Source organism: Dyella amyloliquefaciens, from assembly GCF_004296575.1.
Taxonomy (GTDB): domain Bacteria; phylum Pseudomonadota; class Gammaproteobacteria; order Xanthomonadales; family Rhodanobacteraceae; genus Dyella; species Dyella amyloliquefaciens.
In genome coordinates, this window is the sequence record NZ_SAYT01000002.1 from 188,037 (window position 1) to 211,221 (window position 23,185).

Annotated in this window: 17 protein-coding genes; 7 read left to right on the forward strand and 10 right to left on the reverse strand. The window is 62.6% G+C overall.

Annotation, left to right across the window (positions count from 1 at the left end):
* Position 1 precedes the first annotated feature (1 nt).
* Complete coding sequence (locus tag EPB08_RS05410; protein ID WP_130618061.1) at positions 2-1,708, forward strand: ShlB/FhaC/HecB family hemolysin secretion/activation protein; 1,707 nt, start codon at positions 2-4, stop codon at positions 1,706-1,708.
* Positions 1,709-1,749: 41 nt separating this feature from the next.
* Here the strand turns inward: EPB08_RS05410 and EPB08_RS05415 are convergent, their stop codons facing one another.
* A complete protein-coding gene (locus EPB08_RS05415) occupies positions 1,750-2,679 on the reverse strand; it encodes a SphA family protein (protein WP_130618062.1) in 930 nt (309 codons plus the stop codon).
* Between the two features lie 365 nt (positions 2,680-3,044).
* Positions 3,045-3,233 carry a hypothetical protein gene (locus EPB08_RS05420; RefSeq protein ID WP_130618063.1) on the reverse strand — a complete coding sequence of 63 codons (189 nt, stop codon included), beginning with the start codon at positions 3,231-3,233 and terminating at the stop codon, positions 3,045-3,047.
* A 564-nt stretch (positions 3,234-3,797) separates the two neighbouring features.
* Here EPB08_RS05420 and EPB08_RS05425 point away from each other — a divergent pair.
* A complete protein-coding gene (locus EPB08_RS05425) occupies positions 3,798-4,844 on the forward strand; it encodes a hypothetical protein (RefSeq protein WP_130618064.1) in 1,047 nt (348 codons plus the stop codon).
* Positions 4,845-4,925: 81 nt separating this feature from the next.
* Here EPB08_RS05425 and EPB08_RS05430 read toward each other — a convergent pair whose 3' ends face one another.
* Together EPB08_RS05430 and EPB08_RS05435 are read right to left on the reverse strand one after the other, a co-directional pair.
* Positions 4,926-5,996, reverse strand: a complete 1,071-nt coding sequence (locus EPB08_RS05430; protein ID WP_130618065.1) for a hypothetical protein — start codon at positions 5,994-5,996, stop codon at positions 4,926-4,928.
* A gap of 196 nt (positions 5,997-6,192) precedes the next feature.
* Positions 6,193-6,786, reverse strand: coding sequence for a porin family protein (locus tag EPB08_RS05435; protein WP_130618066.1), 594 nt, complete (start codon positions 6,784-6,786; stop codon positions 6,193-6,195).
* 1,313 nt (positions 6,787-8,099) lie between these two features.
* Here EPB08_RS05435 and EPB08_RS05440 point away from each other — a divergent pair.
* Complete coding sequence (locus tag EPB08_RS05440; protein WP_165418413.1) at positions 8,100-9,365, forward strand: MFS transporter; 1,266 nt, start codon at positions 8,100-8,102, stop codon at positions 9,363-9,365.
* 52 nt (positions 9,366-9,417) lie between these two features.
* Here EPB08_RS05440 and EPB08_RS05445 read toward each other — a convergent pair whose 3' ends face one another.
* Positions 9,418-10,086, reverse strand: a complete 669-nt coding sequence (locus tag EPB08_RS05445) for a Rossmann-fold NAD(P)-binding domain-containing protein (protein ID WP_130618068.1) — start codon at positions 10,084-10,086, stop codon at positions 9,418-9,420.
* Between the two features lie 384 nt (positions 10,087-10,470).
* Between EPB08_RS05445 and EPB08_RS05450 the strand changes: the two genes are divergently transcribed.
* From EPB08_RS05450 to EPB08_RS05460, 3 genes are all read left to right on the forward strand, one after another.
* The gene (locus EPB08_RS05450; protein ID WP_130618069.1) at positions 10,471-12,147 is read left to right on the forward strand and encodes a hypothetical protein; all 1,677 of its coding nucleotides are present in this window, start codon (positions 10,471-10,473) and stop codon (positions 12,145-12,147) included.
* Positions 12,148-12,504: 357 nt separating this feature from the next.
* The gene (locus EPB08_RS05455) at positions 12,505-13,941 is read left to right on the forward strand and encodes a carbohydrate porin (protein WP_165418414.1); all 1,437 of its coding nucleotides are present in this window, start codon (positions 12,505-12,507) and stop codon (positions 13,939-13,941) included.
* A gap of 178 nt (positions 13,942-14,119) precedes the next feature.
* Positions 14,120-16,132 (forward strand): alpha/beta hydrolase domain-containing protein, encoded by a 2,013-nt coding sequence (locus EPB08_RS05460; RefSeq protein WP_130618071.1) that lies wholly within the window; start codon positions 14,120-14,122, stop codon positions 16,130-16,132.
* Between the two features lie 155 nt (positions 16,133-16,287).
* On the opposite strand, the gene EPB08_RS05465 is transcribed toward EPB08_RS05460, so the two are convergent.
* Complete coding sequence (locus EPB08_RS05465; RefSeq protein WP_130618072.1) at positions 16,288-16,956, reverse strand: Type 1 glutamine amidotransferase-like domain-containing protein; 669 nt, start codon at positions 16,954-16,956, stop codon at positions 16,288-16,290.
* A 204-nt stretch (positions 16,957-17,160) separates the two neighbouring features.
* A complete protein-coding gene (locus EPB08_RS05470) occupies positions 17,161-17,601 on the reverse strand; it encodes a hypothetical protein (RefSeq protein WP_165418415.1) in 441 nt (146 codons plus the stop codon).
* 761 nt (positions 17,602-18,362) lie between these two features.
* On the opposite strand from EPB08_RS05470, the gene EPB08_RS21410 reads away from it, so the two are divergent.
* The gene (locus tag EPB08_RS21410; protein WP_130618073.1) at positions 18,363-18,917 is read left to right on the forward strand and encodes a YkgJ family cysteine cluster protein; all 555 of its coding nucleotides are present in this window, start codon (positions 18,363-18,365) and stop codon (positions 18,915-18,917) included.
* Positions 18,918-19,027: 110 nt separating this feature from the next.
* Here the strand turns inward: EPB08_RS21410 and EPB08_RS05480 are convergent, their stop codons facing one another.
* The 3 genes from EPB08_RS05480 to EPB08_RS05490 form a co-directional block, all read right to left on the reverse strand.
* The gene (locus EPB08_RS05480; RefSeq protein ID WP_130618074.1) at positions 19,028-19,240 is read right to left on the reverse strand and encodes a cold-shock protein; all 213 of its coding nucleotides are present in this window, start codon (positions 19,238-19,240) and stop codon (positions 19,028-19,030) included.
* A gap of 601 nt (positions 19,241-19,841) precedes the next feature.
* Positions 19,842-22,535 (reverse strand): serine/threonine-protein kinase, encoded by a 2,694-nt coding sequence (locus tag EPB08_RS05485; protein WP_130618075.1) that lies wholly within the window; start codon positions 22,533-22,535, stop codon positions 19,842-19,844.
* Entirely contained in the window at positions 22,532-23,047 is a 516-nt protein-coding gene (locus EPB08_RS05490; RefSeq protein WP_205746291.1) for an ECF-type sigma factor, read from the reverse strand. Before EPB08_RS05490 ends, EPB08_RS05485 begins: the two co-directional genes overlap by 4 nt.
* Positions 23,048-23,185: the final 138 nt, after the last annotated feature.

Below are 23,185 nucleotides of genomic sequence, written 5' to 3' on the forward strand. Positions count from 1 at the left end.
TATGCGATCCATCCGTTTGACCACATCGCGGGGCGTTCGCCTTTGCGCGGCCATTTCCATCGCACTGAACGCCCATGCGGCATGGGCACAGACCCAGCCGGTGACGCCGCCGGTCAGTAGCGGTCAGATCCTGCAACAGGTGACACGGCCACCGGTACAACCTCCGTCATCCAAGCTGGATCTGAACATCCAGCCGCAAACAAACGAGGCCTCGAGGAACACCACCCGATTCATGGTGCGCAGCATCCAGATCACCGGCAATACCGAGCTGCCAACCGAACTGCTGCATGCCGAAGTCGCTTCCGGCGAGGGACACGAGCTGACGCTGGGCGACCTGGACGCGCTCGCCCTACGCATCAGCAACGTCTATCACAAGCATGGCTACCCGCTGGCAACCGCCTATGTTCCTGCGCAGACGATCAAGGATGGGGTCGTACGCATCGACGTGGCGGAGGCGCGCTATGGCGCCGTCACCGTCAACAACCAGAGCTACGTGTCCGACCGGGTGCTCAACGCTTCGCTGGCGCCACTGAAAGCCGATCAGGCCGTCACCCAGTACACGCTCGAACGCAGCCTCCTGCTGCTTTCGGACATTCCCGGTGCGACCGCCAACTCCACGCTTCGCCCCGGCCAGGCCGTCGGCACCTCGGACCTGCAGGTGGATGTCACGCCGCAGCCGCGTTACACCGGCGAAGTCGGGCTGGACAACTTCGCCGCCCAATACACCGGCGACATACGCGCTACCGGCAGCTTCGCGATCAACAGTCCGTTCGGACAAGGCGACCTGCTCGATTTCGATGCCACCACCAGCGGCAGCGGCATGAAATACGGGCGCGGCGAATACCGCTATCGGCTCAACGGCTACGGCACGACGATCGGCATCGCCCTGTCCGGCCTCGATTACCGCCTCAAGGGCGATGCGAAGAACCTCGACGCGCACGGCACCGCCACGGTGGGCAGCATCTTCCTGTCGCAGCCGATCATCCGCAACACGGCGGGCAACGTGTACGCCATGGTCGAGTACGATCACCGCCGACTGGACGACCGGGTGGATGTGATCGGACTGGACAACGACCGGCACATCGACCGCTGGAGCGCGACGCTGGCCGGCGACCAGATCGACGCCTCCGGCGTCACCAACGCGCGTCTTTCGGTGGACTACGGACGCCTGTTCACCGACAACTTCCAGACCGCCTTCTTCGATTACTTCGGCGCAAGGACCTCCGGCAGCTATACGAAGTTCGAGCTGTCGATCTCCCGCCTGCAGCAGCTCAACCCGACCAATGCGCTCTACCTCGGCTTCTCTGCCCAGACCGCCAACAAGAATCTCGACAGTTCCGAACAGTTTTTCCTGGGTGGCCCCGACAGCGTGCGCGGCTACGACATCGGCGTGATCGCGGGCTCCATAGGAAACCTCGGCACGGTCGAATACCGGCACGACACCGTGTTCTCATCCGTGCCGGGCGTGTGGCAATTCACTGCCTTCTTCGACACGGGCCGCGTGGAGGTCTACGAAAAACCCTTCCTCAACGGCCTCAACAGCGCGCGACTGGACAGCCTGGGCGTCGGCGTGAACTGGACAGCCACGCATGGCTGGCATCTTGCGGCCACCGTTGCCAAGCCCATCAGTGGCCCGCCCGACCTGCTCGCCGGTCGCGTCGATACCTCCACCCGGTTCTGGGCGCAGGTGCGCAAGGCGTTCTACTGACGACGGCTCCGCCCATCAAGGGATGCGCAGCAACGGCTTCGCTACAGGCGGATGGTGGTCGACAGGATCACCACGTTGCCATGGAAGTGATCTACCGCGCCAAACTCGCGATAGTAGCGGGCGCCTACCGCGATGCCGTGCCCACCAAGGCGCGTGCTGTAGTTCACGGCGGGCCCGGCACCAAAAACGCGCCCCTTCAAACTGCCCAGCCTGTCGCCAATGCCGCTGTCAGCGGTCACCTGCCGATAGGCATAACCAGCGAGCCCCGCCACCCAGTGCGGCGAGAAGCGCTTTCCGACGGCGAGCTCGAGATGCGCCTCGTCACCGCTGCGATAATGTGTCAGGGGATTGGTGCCATTGATGCCGTATCCCAGCGCGGCAGAGAACTCCAGGTGCGATCTTGGCGAGATGTAGGTCATCGCCCAGAGCATGTCGCATGCCCAGCGGTTGTGCCCGATGGAGGCGCTGAAACCCTTGCTGTAGTCGCCAGTGGGGGACCATAGCGTCAACGACACGGCATTCGAGAACGCATCGTTGACTTTCCAGCCGAGGCGGCCGGTGATCGCGGCATCACCAAGGCTGGTGTTGCTCACCGAATGCACGCCCTCGATGCGTCCCGTGGTTTCACCGGTCAGGCGCAGATAGGCATAAGGCAACGTGACCGATATCGCGGCCTGCGCACCCAGTATGTGTGTCTTGGGCGCATACAGCAGATTGACGCCAGCGCTGTCGACACGCTTCTTGAGATACAGCAGCGTCACGCCACCGACGGACGCGCTGCCGACACGTCCGCTGTACTGGGCCATGGCGCTCGATACGTACCAGCCCGGAGCAGGTGCCAATCCGGCGCCCAGTGCCTGGCTTCCCAGGAGATACAAACCGCCAGCGCCTTCCGTGGCCTGCGCGACGCCCGCCGTGCCGCAGAACATCGACACCACGAGCATCGTGGATAGGCCTGCTAGACGGCGCATGCGGTCCCTCGGCAGTCCAAAGGCAAGCGGCAGCACATCCCACACGCGGAACAAGCTTCACGCAAAGTATGCGTCGATGGTGCGAAATCCTCGATGCCACTGCCAGCGAAAAACTACCCTGCGCGACTAAGTAGAACTACGAGCTTGGCCACGCAAAGGGCTGACGTGACTGCCCCCCACGCAGACACGACGAACGCTTCTGAGCGCAAGAGAACAACGGCCACGCCAACACGGCCTGATTGCCGCCGACGACGCGCTTAGCGGCCACCCGCGCAATCAGGGTGTCAGCGCAGCTCCTGGCTTCTCCCGATGCCGCCTCGAGCGAGGTCGGCCGGGGCTTGCCTGACTCAACGCACGCTCCAACGTCAGAACGCTGCCTTGAACAGCGCAAGGATCACTGCCGATGCGTGCTGCGTATGCGGCAAGACCTCGGCGTCCTTGCCCTGCAAATGGGCGAGGGATTCGCCGATGAAGCGAAGATTGGTCAAGGCGGAGATCACGGAGTCGAACAGTTCGCGCGAAATCGTCACGGACGAGGGGATGGAATCAGTCATGAAGTACTACTCGCAACATAAGCGCCGGTACGCATCGAATGCCTGTCAGGCATCAACGCGCCGGTCACCCGCAGATCTATGCACGATCAGGGCACGCGACAAGCTCGTTGCGGCAAAGCGCCCCAGCGAGCCTTCTCATTCGCAAAGCCGTTGAGACCGGTGCAATCCGCTGGCACCAGGCAAGTGACGCTTGGGTGGCGCCTTACGCGCCCCCGTATCAACTCCTATGGGCAGGGATGTACGCCGGCAAACCGAAAGGTCGGCATGCACTTTCGACCATGACCGTGCAAGCACGAAGAGGCAAGGAAGACGTGACGAAGGGCGTCCCGCGAAGGACGAGCGGCCTGCTTCGTGCCATAGCCGGCGCCCGCACCAACCGTTCTTCACCTGACGCTGAATGCACGCAATCGGCGTTACGGCAACCTCCCCTGCCAACGATGGCAGGCGTAACTGGACAAGCGGTCCGCGCGAATGACAAGGGAGCGACGCGCGCGGTCGCTGCTGGCGAACCATTGCGGCCATTCGCATGGCCGCAATCATTGACGCTCACATCGGGGAACAATCATGAACAAGGCAATCTTTGGATCGGCCCTGCTGGGACTGATGGTGACCGGAGCCGTTCACGCACAGCCTGGCGACGACTGGAACGAGGGCGATCTCATCGCCACCTCATCGAATGCGCCGAACAACGCATTACTGGTCTACAACACCCACGGTGCGCTGGTCGAGCAAGCCAGAACCGGAGGCACAGGTGGCGTCAGCGGCAATGCCGGAGGCATTGCGCAGAACCGCGACCTGCTCGCCGTCGTCAATTTCGGCTCCGGCAATGTGTCGATCTTCCGAAAGACCGGCGACGCCACGCCACTGCAACTGGCGAAGCTCGTGCCGGCAATCACCAACCCGGTCAGCGTCGCTTTCGGCCATCATCATTTGTATATCCTGACCGCGGCGCATATCGAATCCCATCCCATCGATCGATACGGCGTCAGCTCGATCGCCGACGGCAACGCACAGCTGGCGCATGCCGACGGCTCAGCCGCCCAGGTGGGCGTCATTGGCCCGCAACTCATCATCACGGAAAAGAGCAACGCCATCGAAACGGTGCGCCTGGCGAACAATGGAGCCGTCACCGGCACGACCAGGCTGGTGGCCAATATTCCGGCGAACGTCAACGCACCCTTCGGACTTGCCACGCGCGGCGACGACGCCTACGTGACCATCGCGCACGCCAACGAAATAAGCCTCGTGCGCAACGATGCCGTCCTGACCGTCACGGGCTCCGGCACGCAGATGGCGCCGTGCTGGGTCACGCTGGACGGACCGTTCCTGTTCTCGGCCAATTCACCCAGTCACTCGGTGTCCCGTTACCTGGTTTCCGGACACTCGATCGTGCAGGAGGAAGCCGTCGTTGCTTCGTTCAACGGCGATCCGACCGATATCACCTACCGCGACAATCTCGCCGCCGTTGTCGATGGCACCGGTGCCGTATCGCACGTCTCCATCTTCAAGGTGGATGGCGACGGCAACTTCGACCTCGAGGGCAACGTCACACTTAACAGCGGCGCCACCAATGGCATTGCCATCGTGCGGACCGATGATGCCGACGAGTAGAGGGCGCAGCCGTGCCGGGGACGTGGCCACTCCCCGGCACGGCGACTTCGTTCTTCAGTGGCGTATATCGATCCGTCGACGTTACTCGTACGCGTCCGGTTTGACCGTGTGCGTGGGTCGGCAGCGGCCCGTATCGCACTCGATATACACGCCATGCGAACCACATGGCGCGATATAGCCACCCGTGGCAGTGGCCTTGACCGCACCACAGCCCAGCTGGTTCGCCACACTCTGTGCCTGCGATTCCCATGGCGAACTGGCCGTGGTGACGGCGGCCACGGTCGAGATGGCAGTGGCCTGATCGGCAACCGGCGCGTCCGGCATCGAGCCTGCGGGCGCCTGGGCCGCGTCACTCGCATCCGATGATGTCGTCTCGACTTGCGTCGCCGGGGTAGCAGGCGCGGCGACCGGAGCGACCGGAGCGACCGAACCAGCCGCATGCCCATGAATCGTCATGGCCACCTTCTCTCCTGCCAACGCCTTGATCTTGTCGACGGCAACATCGTCCAGCGGCGGGCCCGCCACGATCTCTCCAATCTTGCTGTTCTCCATGGCGCCGACGATCAATCCACCGATCAAGCCGCCAACCAGGCCCACTCCCACGGATTGCCCGTAGCTGGCATGCACCTGCGGATGGATCGCCATGCCCGTGGCGGCACCGATGCCGGTGGCCGCCCCGATGGCCCAGACATTGACCTTGTGGGTTAAGGGGTCAACGGTATAGGTGACCGTCGAGCAATCCGTAATGTCGGGCGCGAACCGCGTCGCGCCGGTACTGGTTCCATAGTATTCGTAGATCGTCGGCGCGACGGCAGGATCGTTGGGGACATAAATGCCACCTTCGAACGTCGAACGATGCCCACCCGCCGAACTGTCACTGAGGTCGGCGCGCCGAAGCGTAATCGCCCCGGCCGGCGCTCGATAGTAGACACCATCGGCGTCTTGGTGCTCGGAGATATAAGCACCGCGCTCCAGCTTGTAGTCCCAGGGAATGCGGAGCAATCCCCGCTTGAGCGTATAGGAAATATCCTGCTTCATTTGCAGGCAGGTCATGGTGGTCGGTGCCGGCAACTTGTCAGCACGCACCGTTGAGGCATGCGAGAGCGATGTAAAGGCGGCCAACAGGCACGCCAGCGGCAACATCCGTTTCATGGTCGACCCCCTGAAGAAGGCTTCCCTGCAACACGCCACGGCTGCTACGGAGACGCTTCCGCGCAGGTGACGGATCGGCGCCTGTTCTTTGGGCTACTGAGCGCAACATGACCCAGCCGCCATGTAGAAGCCGCGTTCGCGGACCGAACGTGGTCGGCCCGCAAACGCCTTACGCCTGGTTGCAACGCCAGGTCGATCAGATACCGAAACGGTACTCGAGCGTCCCCGAGAGCAGGCTCAGGGTATTGGTCTTCGTCAGAATGCCGTCCGCCTTGGCCGAGTAGTGGTCGTAGTTGATGCCCAGGCTCCAGTTCCGATTGAAGTTGTAGCCCGCACCGACGCCAGCGTAGAAATTGGTATCGTGCGCATGTTGATCGTACGAAAGCCCAGCCGCATTCGCATCGAGCTTGGTCGTGGAGAAGAAGGCGCCAAGGCGTCCGCTCACAAACCAGTGCTGCGCAAAGTTGTACTTGCCATTGGCGCCAACGGTCCAGCCGGTGACCTGCAGGTTCACGTTGTAGCTGTAGCCGCCCGGCACGCTGCCGGAGGCGTTGGGCTTGCCGAGATCCACATAGCCGACCTCAAGACCCCAGGTATCGTTGTAGCGATAGCCGAAGTTCAAACCGTAGCCGGTGTCGTTCTTGTGGTTCAGTTCGTCGACGTTGGAGTGCGACTGGCCGACGCTTCCGTTGATGAACAGGTCACCGTTTCCAACTTGTTGTGCGTGACTGGCCAGGGGAGCCACAACCATTGCGGCGCCCAACGACACAGTGAGTAGCAACTTGCGCATGATTTACCTCATCCAAGTAAAAGTCATCGGACATCAACAGTCATTGCCGGACTGCCTGCGTCCCTTCCTGTGAGCTTCCGCTCGTCTACTTTCACGCGCTTCGGAGCGAGCCGAAGGCTGAAACCGATATCGAACCCTTGCCAGGGGGAGCTGATTCGCCGTCACGCGAACGCGCCGGCCGCAACCAGGCCGGTGGCGAGAAGTCACGTCGTACGTATGGGTCGCGCTTCAGGCCAGATCCCCCGATCCCTGTCCAAACGAAACGGCAGTTTCGAACTGCCATGTGTGCTCTCCCTGCGGAATCATCAGCCCCTGTCTGCAAGCATTCGACCAGATGAACAGTGTTCGCCATTCCAGCGCGAACGGATTCAAGCGACTACGCCACCAAGCGACCAAAGCTTGCCAACCAGGCACAACCTCGACCGCTAGACCGGGCATCAACGCTGGCAACGGTAACGACCAGGCACCGTCAGCCGAACACGACTAGCGCGTGACCGGGAATTCCTTGTGATGCAGACCATGGCTCGCGCTATTTCCAGGGAGCCGCTGGCGATACTGGACCGCTTGCCCTAGCTCGCGAGGCAGCGGCACGACCGGCTTGCCATAGGCAACGTGGCTGGCGATCGGAAAAGGCAAATGCACGCTCACTCCCCCAAGTGATGTTGCCGCGCGAACGTTATCACAGCTGTTTATTTCCTTGCGCAAAATCTCGACGGATTTGCGAGTGATTTAGCGCTTGGTTACAGCAAGAACTTGCGACAACCACGTTACCTGTTCGCTCTGCGTATAGCGGGACGCCGGCAGTAGCGCACTCCAATCACCGCACGTGGAAGACGGCCATGGGAAGACGATGGCTGATGAACAAAGGCAGCCGCGTGCGGGCGTATAGACTTCCGCGAAATTCGTCGTAGCCGCGAGCGGATACGCCGTCCACATGACGAACGCCGCTCACATCGTCATGGAGTGTGTCTTCAGCATCCACCGCGACAGCGGACCACTGACATGGCGACATCGACATGAACGCCACGCGCGGACAAGGGTCGACCTGCACCAAGGCGGCCAAGTGTGGCCGTGGACTTCTCTTATCCCCTGGCGCAGCATCTATCGCCAAGCCTGTTCTGTCCCGGCGTGATCGAGTGGGAGGGACGCCATGAATGCCACGCTTCAAATCTTGCAGCCGCATCCACAGACCACCTTCCTCCTCGTGGATAGTCCGACGCGCTGGCGCGACACGCGCATTCGCTTGCCCGTTCCTGACCATTCATCAGGGCAACACAGACTTCCAGCGGATCGCTGATGTCCCTGGCGCGGCGATGAACACACCCTCCACACCCATTTACCACGGCGGCGCGAAAGCGTGGGCTGCCTGGTGCATTGCGGTTGCGTTCGTCAGCTACTACTTCAGCTTTCAGACCACCTACTCCATCGTCAATGCCAGCGTACAGAAGGACGTTGGGCTATCGATCTCGCAAGTAGGCCATATCGCGGCGATTTACACCTGGGTCATGGCCGCCTGCCAGTTCGTAAGCGGGCCGCTACTCGACCGTCTTGGAGCACGCCGCGTACTGCTGCCCGCCATCGGACTGGTGACGCTGGGCGTGCTCACCTTTGCCAACGCCAGAAGCTACGGGATGCTGCTTTTGGCACAAACCCTGGTCGCTCTCGGCTCATGCTCGGGGTTTGTGGGTGCGGGCTATATCGGCGGCACCTGGTTCGGCTGGGACAGATTCAGCTTCATGTTCGGACTCGTTCAGTTCACCTCTTCGCTGCTTGCCGTCCTCAGCCAGAACCTTCTTACCTGGGCCCTGCCCGTTCTTCATTGGCGACCGTTGTTCAATGGCGCGGCGGCGGGAGGCGCACTACTCCTTGGTGTTGCCATCCTCTGGCTGCGTGACGCCCAGCCGATACGCACCCCATCCGGACACGCCACGGTCACGCTCCTCCAGGGAGTGTCCCGCTCGCTCGCGCGAGTGGCCAGAGTGCCTCATGCCTGGGCAGCAGCGATCTTTGGCGCCCTGTGTTTTGGCGTCCTGCTGAGCCTTGGTGTGGTCTGGGGGCCGAAACTCATGACGATCCGGGGGTTTGGCGGCGAATCGGCCAACCTCGCCTCCTCCCTGCTGTGGCTCGGCAGTGCCGTCGGAAGTTTCATCTTTCCCTGGGTTTCCGACCGCATGCGGCGACGGAAGCTGCCCATCCTTATCGGTCTTGTCGTGCAGCTGTGCACGCTGGCTCTTCTTCTTTATGTTCCGACAGCCAGCCGCGCCTTCGACATGGTGCTCTGTTTTGTTTTTGGTCTGGGCAATGCGGTCCATATGCTGGCTTTCAGTACCGCCGCCGACGTCGTTGCCAAGGAATACATCGGCACGTCGGCTGCCTTGGTCAGCGGCATCATGTCCGTCGTCGCCGGCCTGATGATCAGCAGGCCTGGTATGCGTGCTGCCTCCGGACTTGAACAGGGCGTCGCACCCGCCTCTCTTGCGCTTGCCCAATTTGCGGCCAGGCCCCTCATGGCTGGCCTTTGCCTCGCGCTGATCATCGCCCTGTTGATGCGGGAGACTTATCCCGCGAGTCGAAACTGAGTCGCCAAGCGGAGCGCGGGACAGTGCCCGAAAAACAGAAACCATGGCGCCACTAGGACGATCGCGCCCGACGCCTCATGGCAGCATTTTCCAGCACCGTCGTTCCGTCAGAGCCGTGGAGAAACTCACCGACAAAAGCGCGCGCGATGACATCCTGGCCGATCGTCCCGAACGAGCCCGGAATGAGGCGCCCGAGAAGAGCAAGCAGCCCAGGGGTGTGCGCGTTGCCAGCAATGATGCCAGGGCGAAAAATGGCCAGACGCCTGAACCCGAGGTTGCGCACGGCATCTTCCTTTTCACCCATGATGCGGGCGTAGCGAATCCGGCTCTTCGCGCTGCTGCCCGCAGCCGAAAGCAAGCCGAATGTGTCGACTCCCGCCTCCAGGCAACCGCGCGCGAACGCGCCGACCACGCCAATCTCCAGCTTTCGAATGTCCTGTTCGCTCCATTGCGCACTGCCTTTGCCGATACCGATGCACGATGCGGCATACAAGGGACCGCCTTGCGCACGAAACTCCCTGGCGAGCTCCGCTATCTCCTCGGAAAAACGGGGGTCACCGGTGTCCATGACGGTCTGGCGAAGACGCGCATCGACCGCCACGGGCGCCGCCCGACGATTGACCATGACGATCCCGGCGCATGCTTCGGTAGCGAGCAAGGCTCGCACCAGTGCTGCTCCAACCTGGCCGGTACCTCCAGCGACAAGGATGCGAAAGCTCATGTCATGCCTCGTATTCGTTGCGGACCGTTCTTGTTCGTGGACAGGATTGGCGATTGCGCACGGCGCGACCCAAACGCCGCCCGGCATGCAACGCAGATAGTTGCGGGCTCGCGAATGACACGATGGACGGATTTGCCATACACGAAACTTGCACCGGACGCCAAATCCACACAATCCGGACCCGAGTGTATCAAGCCTGTCACGCATCGGGCCACCCTATTTCGCACGCTCTTTCGAAGATCGAAATACGCTTCGTTATATGGCCGTATGGACGTCCATTCTTTCGTAACACGCCAGGCCATCCTGTAAAGAATTCTTCATGAGCCAGCACTAGCGTGATCCCGCTCGCCCATCCTGGGCAGGCCCGACCTCCTGGAGACCACCATGACAAACCGTTTTGCTCGGCAGCGTATCGGCGCGACCCTTGCGCTCGTTTTGCTCGGCACCGGCGCGCTCGCCCATGCCGATGACTCATGGAATCGGCGCGACTTCCGCTTCTATCCGGGCAACCTTGTCCTCAGCCGCAGCGTGTACGACAACAAGGCCAGCAATGTACAGGTTGGCGCGATCCTGCCGGTGAATTGCGCGAGCACGACGGGCGGCTGCGCCGCCGCCAGTGGCGCGCCGTTCGACGGCACCTACCCGTATGTGTGGAACGACGTCCTGTATGACGGCAGCTTCGGCATCACGGCACGCATCTACCTTGACGAGCTCACGCCCGACGGCCATCTGGTCGACTCGCTGCAGGTTCCCAACAGCCTGCTTCCGACGGCACCGGCAGGCGAGCTGGTGACCAGCTTCAGCTCGAAGTCCGAGCTTGCACTGCACCTGTCGCAGGATCACAAGTACCTCACGTTCATGGGTTACGTCGCTCCCGTGAACGCCATCGACGTGTCCAACTCCAATACGCCCGGCGCCGTGGATCCGACCAACCCGGACGGCCAGAACATCTACCGCGCAGTGGCCACGGTGGATCGCAAAGGGCATTTCAGCTTCACTGAAACCAATGCCTACAGCGGCAACAACGGCCGCGCCGCCATCCTGCTCAACCGCCATGGAGCCGACTACTTCTTCACGGCCGGCAACGCGGGGAACGGTGGCAATCCGCAGCCGGCCGGCATCGTCCTTGGCGCCGGCGCGCAGTTCATCACGCCGGCACACCTGCCCGAGATCTCGCAGCACCCGGGAACGACCACTCCTCTCGCCAGCTTCTCCATCGCCGCGCTTGGCCTGAAGGCCGACAAGATCGGCAAGGACGACAATTTCCGCGGCATGACCGTGCACAACGACGTGGTGTATTTCACCAAGGGCAGCGGCAGCAATGGCGTGAATACGGTGTACTTCGTGGATACCACCGGCACGGCATGCCCGAACGGCGTTGGTGTGCCGGTGGCCGGTGCCCCGTTGCCCAGCGCCCCACTGGCTTACGACGCAACCACCCTGCTGAGCAACGGCCTGCCGACCAATATGTGCATCCTGGCCGGGTTCCCGACCACGCCGGCGAAGACCGCCAAGCCCGTCTCGTATCCGTTCTCGCTGTGGTTCGCCGACGCCAACACGCTGTATGTGGCCGATGAGGGTGACGGCTATGCAGCCGACGCCAGTCTGTACACGCATGCAGCCGCGCAGACCACAGCGGGCTTGCAAAAGTGGGTGTACGACAGCAACAGCAAGACCTGGTCACTGGCCTACACGTTGCAGGCGGGCCTCAACCTCGGCCAGGCGTACACGGTGAGCGGCTATCCGACCGGCATCAACACCGCTACGGGCCTGCCCTGGTCGCCCGCGACCGACGGCCTGCGCAACCTCGTGGGTCGTGTCGATCACGACGGCAAGGTGACGATCTGGGCCACCACATCCACCGTCAGCGGCAACGGCGATACGGGCGCCGACCCGAACCAGCTGGTGGCGATTCGCGACACGCTGAAGAACAGCGACGCCACCATCGCCGCACAGGAGAAGTTCGTGACGCTACGTTCGGCCAGGTTTGCCGAGGTGCTTCGCGGCGTCTCGTTTACGCCAGACCAGGACCCGGATGATCGCGATCACGATCACCACTGAGGCAGTGGCTGTAACGCGCTGAGTCAGAACGCGAGGCGCCGGCTCGATCAGGCCGGCGCCTTGCGGAAAAGTCTACCGGCCTTTGTCCCGGCATCGCTGCGCTGCATGGCGCCGCCCCTTCCCTCACGACGCGCGAACTCAAGAGAACGTCGCCGCAGCCCAGTCAACGCAGCAACTGACTGCGGCAGCACCCGTAACGAAATTGGCGACGGATCGCAGTCCGGGAGCATGCAACACCCGGCGCCCTGATGCGCTTGCCTAGGTAGTTTTACGCAACGCCTCCCCGTACTTTCTCGGAGGCCGCATGGTGCTCGCCCATGCTTGTATGGCCACCAGGCAGCACGGAGGTCTTCCCTCTTGGCCCACGCGAGCACATCGTTCCATGGACGACGCGGGCATTCCATCAGCTGGCGGTCGAAAACATTCGCAGGCCTGGTCTGGCTTGGCACTACCTGTGCCACGCAAGCCCAGGAAGCCAGCGCGCCGCCCACCTGGGGCGGCGACCTGGCATCCCGCCCACGACTGACCGGCGACTGGGGTGAACTCCGGGACGATCTGGCTCGCAAGGGTGTTCAGTTCGACGTGGATGTACTGGCCACCCCGATTGCCGTCGTAAGCGGCGGGCGAAGCACGGGCAGCAACACATGGAGCAATGTCGACTACACCCTCAACATCGACACGCAGAAACTCGGGCTCTGGAAAGGAGGCTTCATCAATGTCCAGGCCGACACCGGCCTTGGATCAATGAACAAAAGATCCGGCGCCATCATCGCGATCAATACCGCCACCCTGGTACCGGGCGCGAACGAGCGAACGACCGTGCTCATGAACGCGACCCTCACCCAGTACTTCACCGACGCGTTCGCCGTAGCCATCGGCAAGTTCAATACGTTTGACCAGGGTGCGCAGGAGTTCTACGGCGACTACAGCAGCCAGTTCTTGAACGGCGCCTTCAATTTCCCCGTGACAACCGAACAGGTGCCCCAGTCCGCCTTCGGCGCGGGCGTGATCTTCCAGGCGACCAAGGATCTCAACCTGTCGGTCTACGCGCTCGATCCCAGCGGGACGCCGGACAGCAACGACCTGGGCGAAGCATTTGATGATGGCGTCATAGTCACGGGCGGCGCCCAATGGACGATCCATCCGTTCCAGCGAGCCGGCCATCAGGGGCTCAGCTTTGCGTGGAGCGACAAGCGTCGTCTCTCGCTGAATCAAACGCCGTCGGACCTGGATGAGCTCCTGCTGCAGAACGATTTTCCGCGTCTTGGCGATATCGGGCCCACGCTCGCGCAATACCTGTCCCAGTACTTCCCCAACCTGACGCCGGGTGCTCAAGCCGCGAACACAAAAGCCGAGAGCTGGTCGGTGAACTACGCGTTCGATCAATACCTGTGGCAACCGAACGGCGACCAGACACACGGCGTCGGACTGTTCTTCTCGTTCGGGGCATCCGATGGAAACCCCAACCCCATCCGGTACGCCTATCTCGCCGGTATCGGCGGCAAGGGAGTCGGCCCTTCCCGCCCCGACGACAATTTCGGTATCGGCGTGGCAAGCACCAGGTTCAGCGGCACGTTCATTCCGTTGCTGCGTCAACAACTGGGGCTGGGCCTGGATCGCGAGGATGCCATCGAGGCTTACTACAACGTGGCGGTCACCCACTGGCTCAACGTCACTGCAGACGTGCAATTCGTGAGCCCCGCGCTGAAGAAATCACTGAACCGGACAGGAGATGGGCTGACCAGCGTCGGCAACGCCACGATCGTTGGCCTGCGACTGCGTGCACGGCTATAGCCACGCCGGTCCAGCATGCCACGCTCCATGATCTCGTCCTCCCAGGGCGCGATCACCCTGCGCCACAGCGACCGCCTTGAACAATGCAGATCGGCACACGACGACGAACTGCTACTCTCGGACAGCGAGCGCGCGGAGCGCCTGCGCATCAAATTGCCGTAACCAGGGGTCACCATCCATGTTCCTGCGCACCCTGAGGTATGTTCTGCCTCTGCTGTTCACGCTCGCGGCCCACGCCGAAGTCACCCGGGTCGATATCGTCTCCCGCAGCGACATCCTTGGCGGCCAGGTATTCGGGACGAGCGGTGCGTACGAACGCCTTGCCGGCAAAGTGTATTTTTCCGTCGCCGTTGCGAATGCACACAACCGCGCCATCGTCGACCTCGGCAACGCGGTCAATCTGAAGGACGGAAAGGTCGAGTTTTCGGCAGACTTCATCGCGATCCAGCCCAAGGACGCGAGCAAGGGAAACGATTCGGTGCTGTTCGAGAACCCCAATCGCGGCGGCAACCACATTGTTGCGCTGGTCGATGGTGGCGACGCGGACATCAACAAGGACGCGGGCGACGGCTGGCTGCTTCGCAACGGCTACAGCATCGTGTCGCTGGGCTGGCAATGGGACGCGGGCAGCGAGGCGGCACTGCGCCTGTATGCACCTGTCGCGCGCGATCACGGCAAGACCATCACCGGACTGTTGCGCGGCGACGTCATGCCCTCGCAAGCGCGTGACGACATCCCGCTTGGCCACCTCATCGTCGGCAAGATCGGCGGCCAGGAGTATCCGGTAGCCGCACCCGACGATCCGCGCAACACGCTGACCGTTCGCGACTCGCGCGACGCGCCACGCACGATCATTCCGCGCTCGCGCTGGCGTTTCGCACACGAGGTCAACGGAGCGCTCGTGCCGAGCGATCGCCATATCCATCTCGACGGTGGCTTTCAACCCGGCAAGATCTACGAATACGTCTACGTAGTGGCCGACCCGGTGGTAGCCGGCCTGGGCTTCGCCGCCGTACGCGACGTCGCCTCCTACCTCAAGCACGCGCCGGATGCGTTCGTTCACGCACAGCGCGTCTACGGCGAGGGCATTTCGCAGAACGGCCGCTTCCTGCGCGACTTTCTCTATCAAGGCTTCAATGCCGACGAACAGGGTCGCATCGCGCTTGATGGCGTGCTTGCCCACGTCGCCGGCGCGGGTCGCGGCAACTTCAACTATCGCTTCGCCCAACCATCGCGAGACGCCACTCCAACGGCATCGGTCAATTTCGCCACCGATATCTTCCCGTTCACCGACATGCCCGAGGTCGACCCGCAGACCGGCGCAAAGGCCGGCCTGCTCGATCGCGCCAACGCCGACCATGTCGTACCCAAGATCTTCCTGTCGAACACGTCCTACGAGTACTGGGGCCGCGTCGCATCGCTTGTCACCATGACGGCGGATGGAAAGCGCGATGCCACTCTCTCGCCGAACGTTCGCGTCTATCACTTCACCGGACTCCAGCACTACTCCGTGCCATTCCCGCCGGAGCGCGGCACGGGCGACCTGGTCGGCCAGCAGCCGCAATCACCGTTGCCGATACGTTATTTCTGGCGCGCGATGATCTCGAACATGGATGCATGGGTGCGCAGCGGCATCGAGCCGCCGGCCAGCAGCTATCCGAGAATCGCCGACCACACGCTCGTCCCACTGAGCGCCTACGCCTTCCCCAAGCTGCCCGGCGTCAACCTGCCGCACGAAGCCAGCCATGCCAAGCACATCGATTTCGGGCCGAACTGGTCGCGCGGCATCGTCGAGTACCAACCCCCGCGGGTCGGCGCACCTTTCGCCGTACTCGTGCCGCAGGTCGATGCCGACGGCAACGAACTCGATGGCGTGCGCCTGCCTCAGGTCAGCGTGCCGCTGGCGACCTATACCCCCTGGAACCTGCGTGACCCGTCCATCGGCGCGCCCGGTGAGCGTGTCGCCTTCGAGGGCTCGTTCCTGCCCTTCCCCAGGACTCCCGCAGAGCGCGAGGCAAAGCACGATCCTCGCCCATCGATCAGCGAACGCTATGCAGGCCGCCAGGACTACCTGGACCGTTATGCAGCCGCGCTCGACGAACTCATCAAGCAGCGCTGGATACTCACCGAAGATCGCCCCGCACTGCTTGAACGCGGAGCGCAGGAGTGGGATGCGTTGACGAAGCCGTAAGAGACTGCCGACCCAAAAGGGGGCCGGGCACCTTCCCGGCACCCTGACGCGGCAGAGCGCTCGACGGCCATCACCTTCAGGCCCGCATAGGGCCGAACGCGGACTCCAGGTCTTCACCCGGGAGGATGACCACGCTGCGATCGTGACTCGACGCCCTAGCGTTCGAAGAGCTTCCAGTGCCCCTCGGAGACGACCTCGACGCCGCCGCTTACCACCTTGATGGCCGTCTCGTCGTCGATCGCATATCCCGGCACCGGCATGCGCGCGGCCCACCTCTCGGCGTGGGCCATGGTGTTCTCCGGGCACATGACGTTATCCAGATGCGGAAAGATCGAGAAGCCGACCAGGCCCAGCGCACCGTCTCCGCCAGCGGCCGGTTTCCAGCCCACGAACCTCTCGCCAACGCACGGGGCCATCACCATGCTGCCGGCGCTCAGCCCCACATAGACCGTCTCGCGTAGCGACGGAAACAGATCCGCCAGGCCGGACTCACGCATCCAGTGATGCAGGTACAGGACGTCTCCGCCGCATACCAGCAGCACATCGGCCTCCCGGACCAGGGGGATCCAGTTCTCCGCGGCGATGCTGGGCAACGCAGTCAACTCAAGCATTCCCACGGACTTCCATCCCAGCTCGACCATGGGCGTGGACGTCTGCCCGGCTATCTGCCGCCACGTCATGACCGCGGTGCCGGGCAGCATGCCGTACATCGCGGTAGGGATACACAGGGCGGTGGATTCCGCGATGGGTTTGCCCAACATGCCGACGAGGGCGTCGCGGATGCTCTGGTTGCTGACGCCGCCGGAAGTGAGCAGCAGCTTCATCGCACCATGGCCGCTTCGCCCCCCAGGGCTGACAAAGAGCGTGGGTCGGTTTGATCTTCAGTGATTCGCATACTTCATTAGCCCCCAACCCTCAGGTCCGCTTCGGGTCGGAAGCGGACCTGAGCAGCATGCTCGGCCTCGGGATTGAAGCGGACCTTCCCGGAGCATCTGCTCGAGGACGACGAGCTTTCAGAAAAGCTCAACCTACTTGTCTTCCGAAATCGTCAGGCCACCTACGCTCACACCAAGCTCGACACCCTGGCCCGCGCCTGATAACGCAAGCGAGACCTCGCCCTTGGTGAGCACCTGTGCCGTACCGGCCTTCACGGCACCTGCGCTCGCATCCGCCTGCGCGTAAGTACCCAGCACGTCGCTTATCTTGGTGATATCGCTGAAATTGCCGACGCCATTGTCAATTCGCGATTTACCGGCCGTCAGTCCACCGCCATGACTTTCGATCTTGACCTTCATGGTCTGGCCGTTTTTGCAGGTAACCACACCGGTACCGCTCATGTGCTTGTAGATCACCGACCAGCCGGACAGGTTGAAGCGCATGGTGCATTCCAGGCTGGCGGCACTGGCGATGTGGGAGAGGGACAGCGCGCACAGCACCATGGACATCTGGACGAAGCGTCGACCTTTCATAGGATGCCTCCATGACTGAGGGTGAAGGTTCGGGTTACCAATCGCATGGCGGGTGATGTGAGACCTTGGGCCCGATGACGATGACCGGAGTGACGATCATCGATTTCCCGCGCAACCAGGCGGCCGCCACGCCCCATCGTCCCGCAAAGGCGTGCTTCAGCAAACCGTAGTTTTACGGAGAGCCCGGTTTACCGGCCGGTCCACACTGCGCCGCGCCGAAGAGCCGCCCGGAGTCGAAAGCGCCGCCCTGCTTGTGCCGACCGATCCTCACCGCCGCCGTAACACCATGGCGGCGCCATATGAAAAGGCATGAGCGAGGACCCTCCGTGCTTGGCGACACCCTCGTCACTTCCGGCACCCCATCGGGCCGCCCGACGGTGGGCGTAATGACCCGTCCGCACGGACCGTCGCCTCGCGCCGTGGCTGAGACCGTAGTCGCGTAGAATGCAAACCTGCATGCATCGCCTGCCAACGATGCCCATCCTGCCGCACGCCGGAACACCGATAGATCACATCGAAGTCTTTGTCGCGATCACTGAGCCTGGACTTGCAGTTGTGCTCGCCGAGATCACCAGGCGGCAGGTCCATCCTTTGACTACGGTGATGGCCGACTCAACCGGCCCTGCCATAGCTTTCTCGCCAGCCTGCCATGGACGGAACAACCTTTCGGGCCCGCAGAAAAGACTGCCCAGGGATGGTTGCCCGCTCGCCGCACTACGGCAACCGGCTACGCTACACCGAAGCCCGGAGGCTTCTTTCGCATGAACTCTCCAACCAGTCCTGCCAAGGGTGCCGCGCATTGCTCAACGTGTGAGGCGATTTGCTGTCGTCTCACGGTTATCCTGCAGCCGGAGGAGTCCATCCCGGACCACCTGACCACCTACTCGCCCGAAGGCCTGCGCATCATGAAGCGCGGCAAGGACGGCTGGTGCGTGGCCTTGAGCAGCACGCGCATGAACTGCAGCATCTATGAGACCCGACCTTCGGTGTGTCGCCGGTTTGTGATGAACGGGGCCTATTGCAAAGCTGTTCGCGCCGACTATCGTGAGTCCATCGCCACTGGTACGCGACCCGAGCCAGTTGCACAGGGATTACTCGCTCACGACCATGCCGGCGAATACACTTCGCATACCCAGCCCCTCACCATCCTGCCCAGGAGTACTCCATTGGCAAAGACAAACTATTCGTTCGAAAAGCGCCAGCGCGAGATCGCAAAGAAGAAGAAGCAGGACGAAAAGCAGGCCAAGAAACTAGCGACGCGCGAAGACACCAAGACGGAGTCCCCCGCAAAGGCATCCACCGCCACCGATGCGTAAGCTGTCGCGACGCCTTCGGCGCGCGCCAACCAGCCGTCCGCGGTAAACCTTCGACGCAAAAAAAAGCCCGGCACAAGGCCGGGCTTTTTTTTCAACCTGACAGGGATCTGTTAGATCACCTGCACCTGGTCTGCCTGCAGGCCCTTCTGGCCCTGGGTCACGACGAAGGACACCTTCTGACCCTCGACGAGGCTCTTGAAGCCCGAGGACTGGATCGCGCGGAAGTGCACGAACACGTCATCGCCGCCCTTGTCGCGGCTGATGAAGCCGAAGCCCTTGGCGTCGTTGAACCACTTGACGGTACCGGTTTCTGCTTGGGACATTTTATTTCTCCTTGGAACAAGTAAGGCCGCAAAGCGGCGAAAAAGCTGGTTGCAAGGAGGAAGGGGGGTTAACGGTGTAGTTGAATCGCAATCTACAGCATCCGGCCACAATTCACGGTGACCCTTGAAACTCAGCCGGCACACAATAGAGGATCGCCGGCCCAAAGTCCAAATATCTGACAAAGTCCTCGCTCAAGTGGCCCTCTGGCGGCCTTCCCGAACAGCGGCAGGCCCGCTCTGGACCGCAAGCAGGGACTTCAAGCCCCCTTGCCCTCCCCTTACGCCCCCCTTTCGCTCGCCATGGAATACGGCAAAAGTCCCTAGGCCGATGGCGCCAAGCGATAGCCAGTAAGGAACGAGCGCGGGCTGATGCCACGCCGCGAAGTACGCCGGTGCATAGGCGACCACCAAGGCCACCAAGGCGGCGTGGCCAAGCATGGGCCTCACCCGAAACTGAATGACCGTCATGACGGCGAGAACGCCGCGTGCGATCCATGCTGCCTTCAGGTGCCCGCTCCGGATCGAATGCAAATATTCTGAAGCCAGCCAGCTACCGGTTCATATGGGATGGTCTCCCTGATCCGGCAGCCAAGCTCAGTCGTTACTGGCTTTGTCGCTGGATGGACGCCTGAAGGCGGTCTGCGTACAGCCGGTAGAAGTGGGCCGATGGCAATGACTCAATCCGATTCAGCAGTTCAACCATCGCCAGGCGCTGGGCCTTGTCGAGGTCACCGCCATCCAATGAAACGAGACCTTGCCACGCCCCGGAGCGCGTATCCAGATCATCCCTGTCGGCCAGCCTGATGGCTTCCGAATACGCGCGCATGGCGCCGGTGGAATCACCGGACACCGACATGATGTCGCCGCGCCTGCGCCAAACCGGCGCCATGCGTGCGTAATCGGTGGGCCAATTGGCAGCCACCGTCGCGGCGGCATCGGACACCAGTTGTTGAGCAATCGATGTCCTGCCGGCAGTCAGTGCAACGTGGGAGCAAACAAGATCCAGCCTGATGTGCACAGGCGCCTGCATCGCGGGCACGCCCTGAAAGTAGGGCTCGCATGTCGCCAGCGCATGGCCTTGATCACCCCACTTATCGTCCAGCTCCGCATTGGCGTCGTCGATGAAGCCCGTCAACACCACCTTGTTGCCTTTCCACTGATCGGCATGAATCTCCGCTGATGCTTCACGCAACAGCACGTTGGCTTCCTCGTGTCGGTCAGAGGCTGCCAGCAGGTTGCCCAGATACATCTTCGACCGGGCGACCAGGAAGTGGCCGTCGCCCCACACTTCTTGCTGTGTGGCAAGGGCCTGGCGTAGCAATGGTTCGCCCTCTGCCGGCCGCAAAAGGGTACTCAACGCCAGCCCTGTCTGCTCCTCAGCCGCCGCAGTCTTCCAGCTGCGCTCTCCAAACTGGATGCGATTGTTGACCATGCCCGATCGCGCGGCTTCATAGGCCTCCTGCGGGCGATCGGCCAGCAGATAGAACTGGACGAGCCGCTCCATCACGGAGCCGTACTCACTTTTGCCATAGCGGCCGCGCCAGAGATCCGCCGCCGCCAGAAGATGCTTGAGGTCCTCGGGATCTCCGGCAGCATGCGAGTGCATGCCGAAGGCGGCCACCTGGTAGTGGGCGCGAGCCAAACGGTCCGGCGAGGAAATGCCCGCGGCCGTGTAGATGGCGAGCGCCTTCTGCGCATCCTGGTAGGCCTGCGGGTATTTCCCCTGCCCCTCCAGCTCCGACGTCCGATCAAGCAGTGCGTCGGCATACTCCGGGCTGTCCTCTCCCATCTGCGCCAATGATTGAGCAAGCCGCGCCGCATGCAGTTTGGACGACGCATCGGCCATACCCAGACTGGTGGTCAGTGCCGCGAGGTCCTGCATCAACTGGAATCGAGCCTCGGGCTGATCGGGCATGCTGTCGGCGACATGCGCCGCTGCCATTGCCACCAGCTCGTGTGCCGGCATGTTCCGGGTGCTGGTGTCGGGAATGGGCTGGTTCTTGGGATTGAAGATTCCCAGGACGAACTGATTGACGGCCTCCGTGCGCGCCACTTGTGCGCGAGCCACCCGGGCCTGCTGCAAGGCGATAGCGGTGACCGCAACCAACGCTGCGATCGCTGCCACCGCAGCCGGCACGGCCACTTTGTGGCGGCCAATGAAACGAGCCACCTGGTAGTGAACACTCGGGCGACGGGCGATGACAGGCTCACGTCGAAGATGGCGCCTGATGTCGCCGGCCAGGTCTCGCACGGTGGCGTAGCGATCACCCGGACGCTTCTCCAGCGCCTTCAGAATGATGGTATCCAGATCGCCCTTCAGGGCGCGCCGAAGTGCAGGACTGTTTGCCCGCTCGCTCGGCCGCCGTGGTACTTGGTCAAGAATGGCCTGCGTGAGTGCCCGCCGGCCGGCCAGAACCGGCTCATAAGGGCTTTCGTCGCTGAGCAGCCTGTAGAGGAGCCCCCCAAGTGCGTAAACGTCCGCCGCAATGCCGAGACGTTCACCGAGAACCTGCTCAGGCGCCGCACCGTCCAGTGAAAGCGGCACACCATCGGCAAGCGACAAAGAGGAAGACTCCTCGTCCGCATCGAGGAGCTGCGCTATCCCGAAGTCGAGCAAGCGCACCTGCCCCTCTTCGTTGACTCTTACATTGCCCGCCTTCAGGTCTCGATGAAGCACCAGCCGACCATGGGCGTACTGCACCGCATCGCACACCTGCAGAAAAAGTTCGAGGCGCCGCGCTGTGCTCGCCTCATGCTGACGGCACCACCCCACGATATCGTCGCCCGCCACATGTTCCAGCGCCAACCAGGCCTGACCGTTGGCATCGATACCCGCATCGTAGAGACGGGCGATGTGCGGATGATTCAGCCCAGCCAGGATCGATCGCTCCTTGGCGAAACGCGCACCCAGACGCCCCGTGCCGTATCCGGGCAATGGCAGCTTGAGGGCCACATCCCGATCAATCAGCTGGTCCTCACGGTGCGCAAGCCATACCTCAGCCATGCCGCCGCGCCCGATTTGCGTGCGCAGTCTCCACGGGCCCACCCCGTCTCCGGGTTGATGCGTAGAAAGATGGGAAGGATCTGCACCGGTCACGACCGGCAGCGTTTCCAGAAAACTGGATGCATCCGCGTGACTGGCCGAAGCCAGCAGCTCGCGCAGCCGCGCCGCGACGGCGGGAGTGCTTTCCTCCCACGCTACCAGCTGCCGCTCCTGCTCGCTCGGTGGCAGGTCGAAAAGTACGTCCAGCAAGGGCGAGAGCTGGGACCAGGAGATCGCATTGGGTTGCGTCACGCCATGGCCTCCCACAACAGGGCGCGCGCTTTCATCCAGTCCCGCTGCACCGTGCGGCGGGAGACATTCAAGGCCTCTGCCGCCTCCGATTCATCCAGGCCGACGAAGTAGCGCAATTCGACCACGCGAGCGAGACGCTCATCGAGCTTTTCGAGATCCTGCAGTGCCTCGTGGACACGAAGGATCTCCGCATCGCCCGGGGCAGCCGGCAGTTCGGTCGCCAGGGTGACCTGCTGCAGGTCACCGCCGCGACGCAAAGCCGATCGTTCACGCGCCGCATCCACCACCACCGATCGCATGGCCTGCGCGGCATAGCCGAAGAAATGGGCGCGACTCTCCCATGGGCCGTTCCGGCTGGACATGCGAACCCAGGCCTCATGCACGAGGGACGTCGTATTGAGCAGGGTCAAGGCTTCGCCTTTGCGCAAACGCGAATGAGCCATGCGCTTGAGTTCGTCGTAGGACGTGGCGAGCAGTTCGGCGGACAGGGGGCGAGTGGAGTTATTCGTCATGAGCAAGGCTTGGGGAAAATGCCTGGGCATGACTTGGCTCGCCGCCGCACAGCGGTGACCGGCCGCGTCATGCGCCGCGGAGCCATGGTGCCAGATTCATTTCACGGCATGGCGCTTTTGAGGCCGGAAGTCCGTATG

Bases quoted from the DNA above. Each gene is read 5' to 3' on its own strand.
- EPB08_RS05410 (WP_130618061.1), top strand. From the start codon at position 2: ATGCGATCCATCCGTTTGACCACATCGCGGGGCGTTCGCCTTTGCGCG.
- EPB08_RS05460 (WP_130618071.1), top strand. From the start codon at position 14,120: ATGTTCCTGCGCACCCTGAGGTATGTTCTGCCTCTGCTGTTCACGCTC.
- EPB08_RS05440 (WP_165418413.1), top strand. From the start codon at position 8,100: ATGAACACACCCTCCACACCCATTTACCACGGCGGCGCGAAAGCGTGG.
- EPB08_RS05425 (WP_130618064.1), top strand. From the start codon at position 3,798: ATGAACAAGGCAATCTTTGGATCGGCCCTGCTGGGACTGATGGTGACC.
- EPB08_RS05420 (WP_130618063.1), bottom strand. From the start codon at position 3,233: ATGACTGATTCCATCCCCTCGTCCGTGACGATTTCGCGCGAACTGTTC.
- EPB08_RS05465 (WP_130618072.1), bottom strand. From the start codon at position 16,956: ATGAAGCTGCTGCTCACTTCCGGCGGCGTCAGCAACCAGAGCATCCGC.
- EPB08_RS05435 (WP_130618066.1), bottom strand. From the start codon at position 6,786: ATGCGCAAGTTGCTACTCACTGTGTCGTTGGGCGCCGCAATGGTTGTG.
- EPB08_RS05450 (WP_130618069.1), top strand. From the start codon at position 10,471: ATGACAAACCGTTTTGCTCGGCAGCGTATCGGCGCGACCCTTGCGCTC.
- EPB08_RS05445 (WP_130618068.1), bottom strand. From the start codon at position 10,086: ATGAGCTTTCGCATCCTTGTCGCTGGAGGTACCGGCCAGGTTGGAGCA.
- EPB08_RS05415 (WP_130618062.1), bottom strand. From the start codon at position 2,679: ATGCGCCGTCTAGCAGGCCTATCCACGATGCTCGTGGTGTCGATGTTC.
- EPB08_RS05430 (WP_130618065.1), bottom strand. From the start codon at position 5,996: ATGAAACGGATGTTGCCGCTGGCGTGCCTGTTGGCCGCCTTTACATCG.
- EPB08_RS05490 (WP_205746291.1), bottom strand. From the start codon at position 23,047: ATGACGAATAACTCCACTCGCCCCCTGTCCGCCGAACTGCTCGCCACG.
- EPB08_RS21410 (WP_130618073.1), top strand. From the start codon at position 18,363: ATGAACTCTCCAACCAGTCCTGCCAAGGGTGCCGCGCATTGCTCAACG.
- EPB08_RS05470 (WP_165418415.1), bottom strand. From the start codon at position 17,601: ATGAAAGGTCGACGCTTCGTCCAGATGTCCATGGTGCTGTGCGCGCTG.
- EPB08_RS05480 (WP_130618074.1), bottom strand. From the start codon at position 19,240: ATGTCCCAAGCAGAAACCGGTACCGTCAAGTGGTTCAACGACGCCAAG.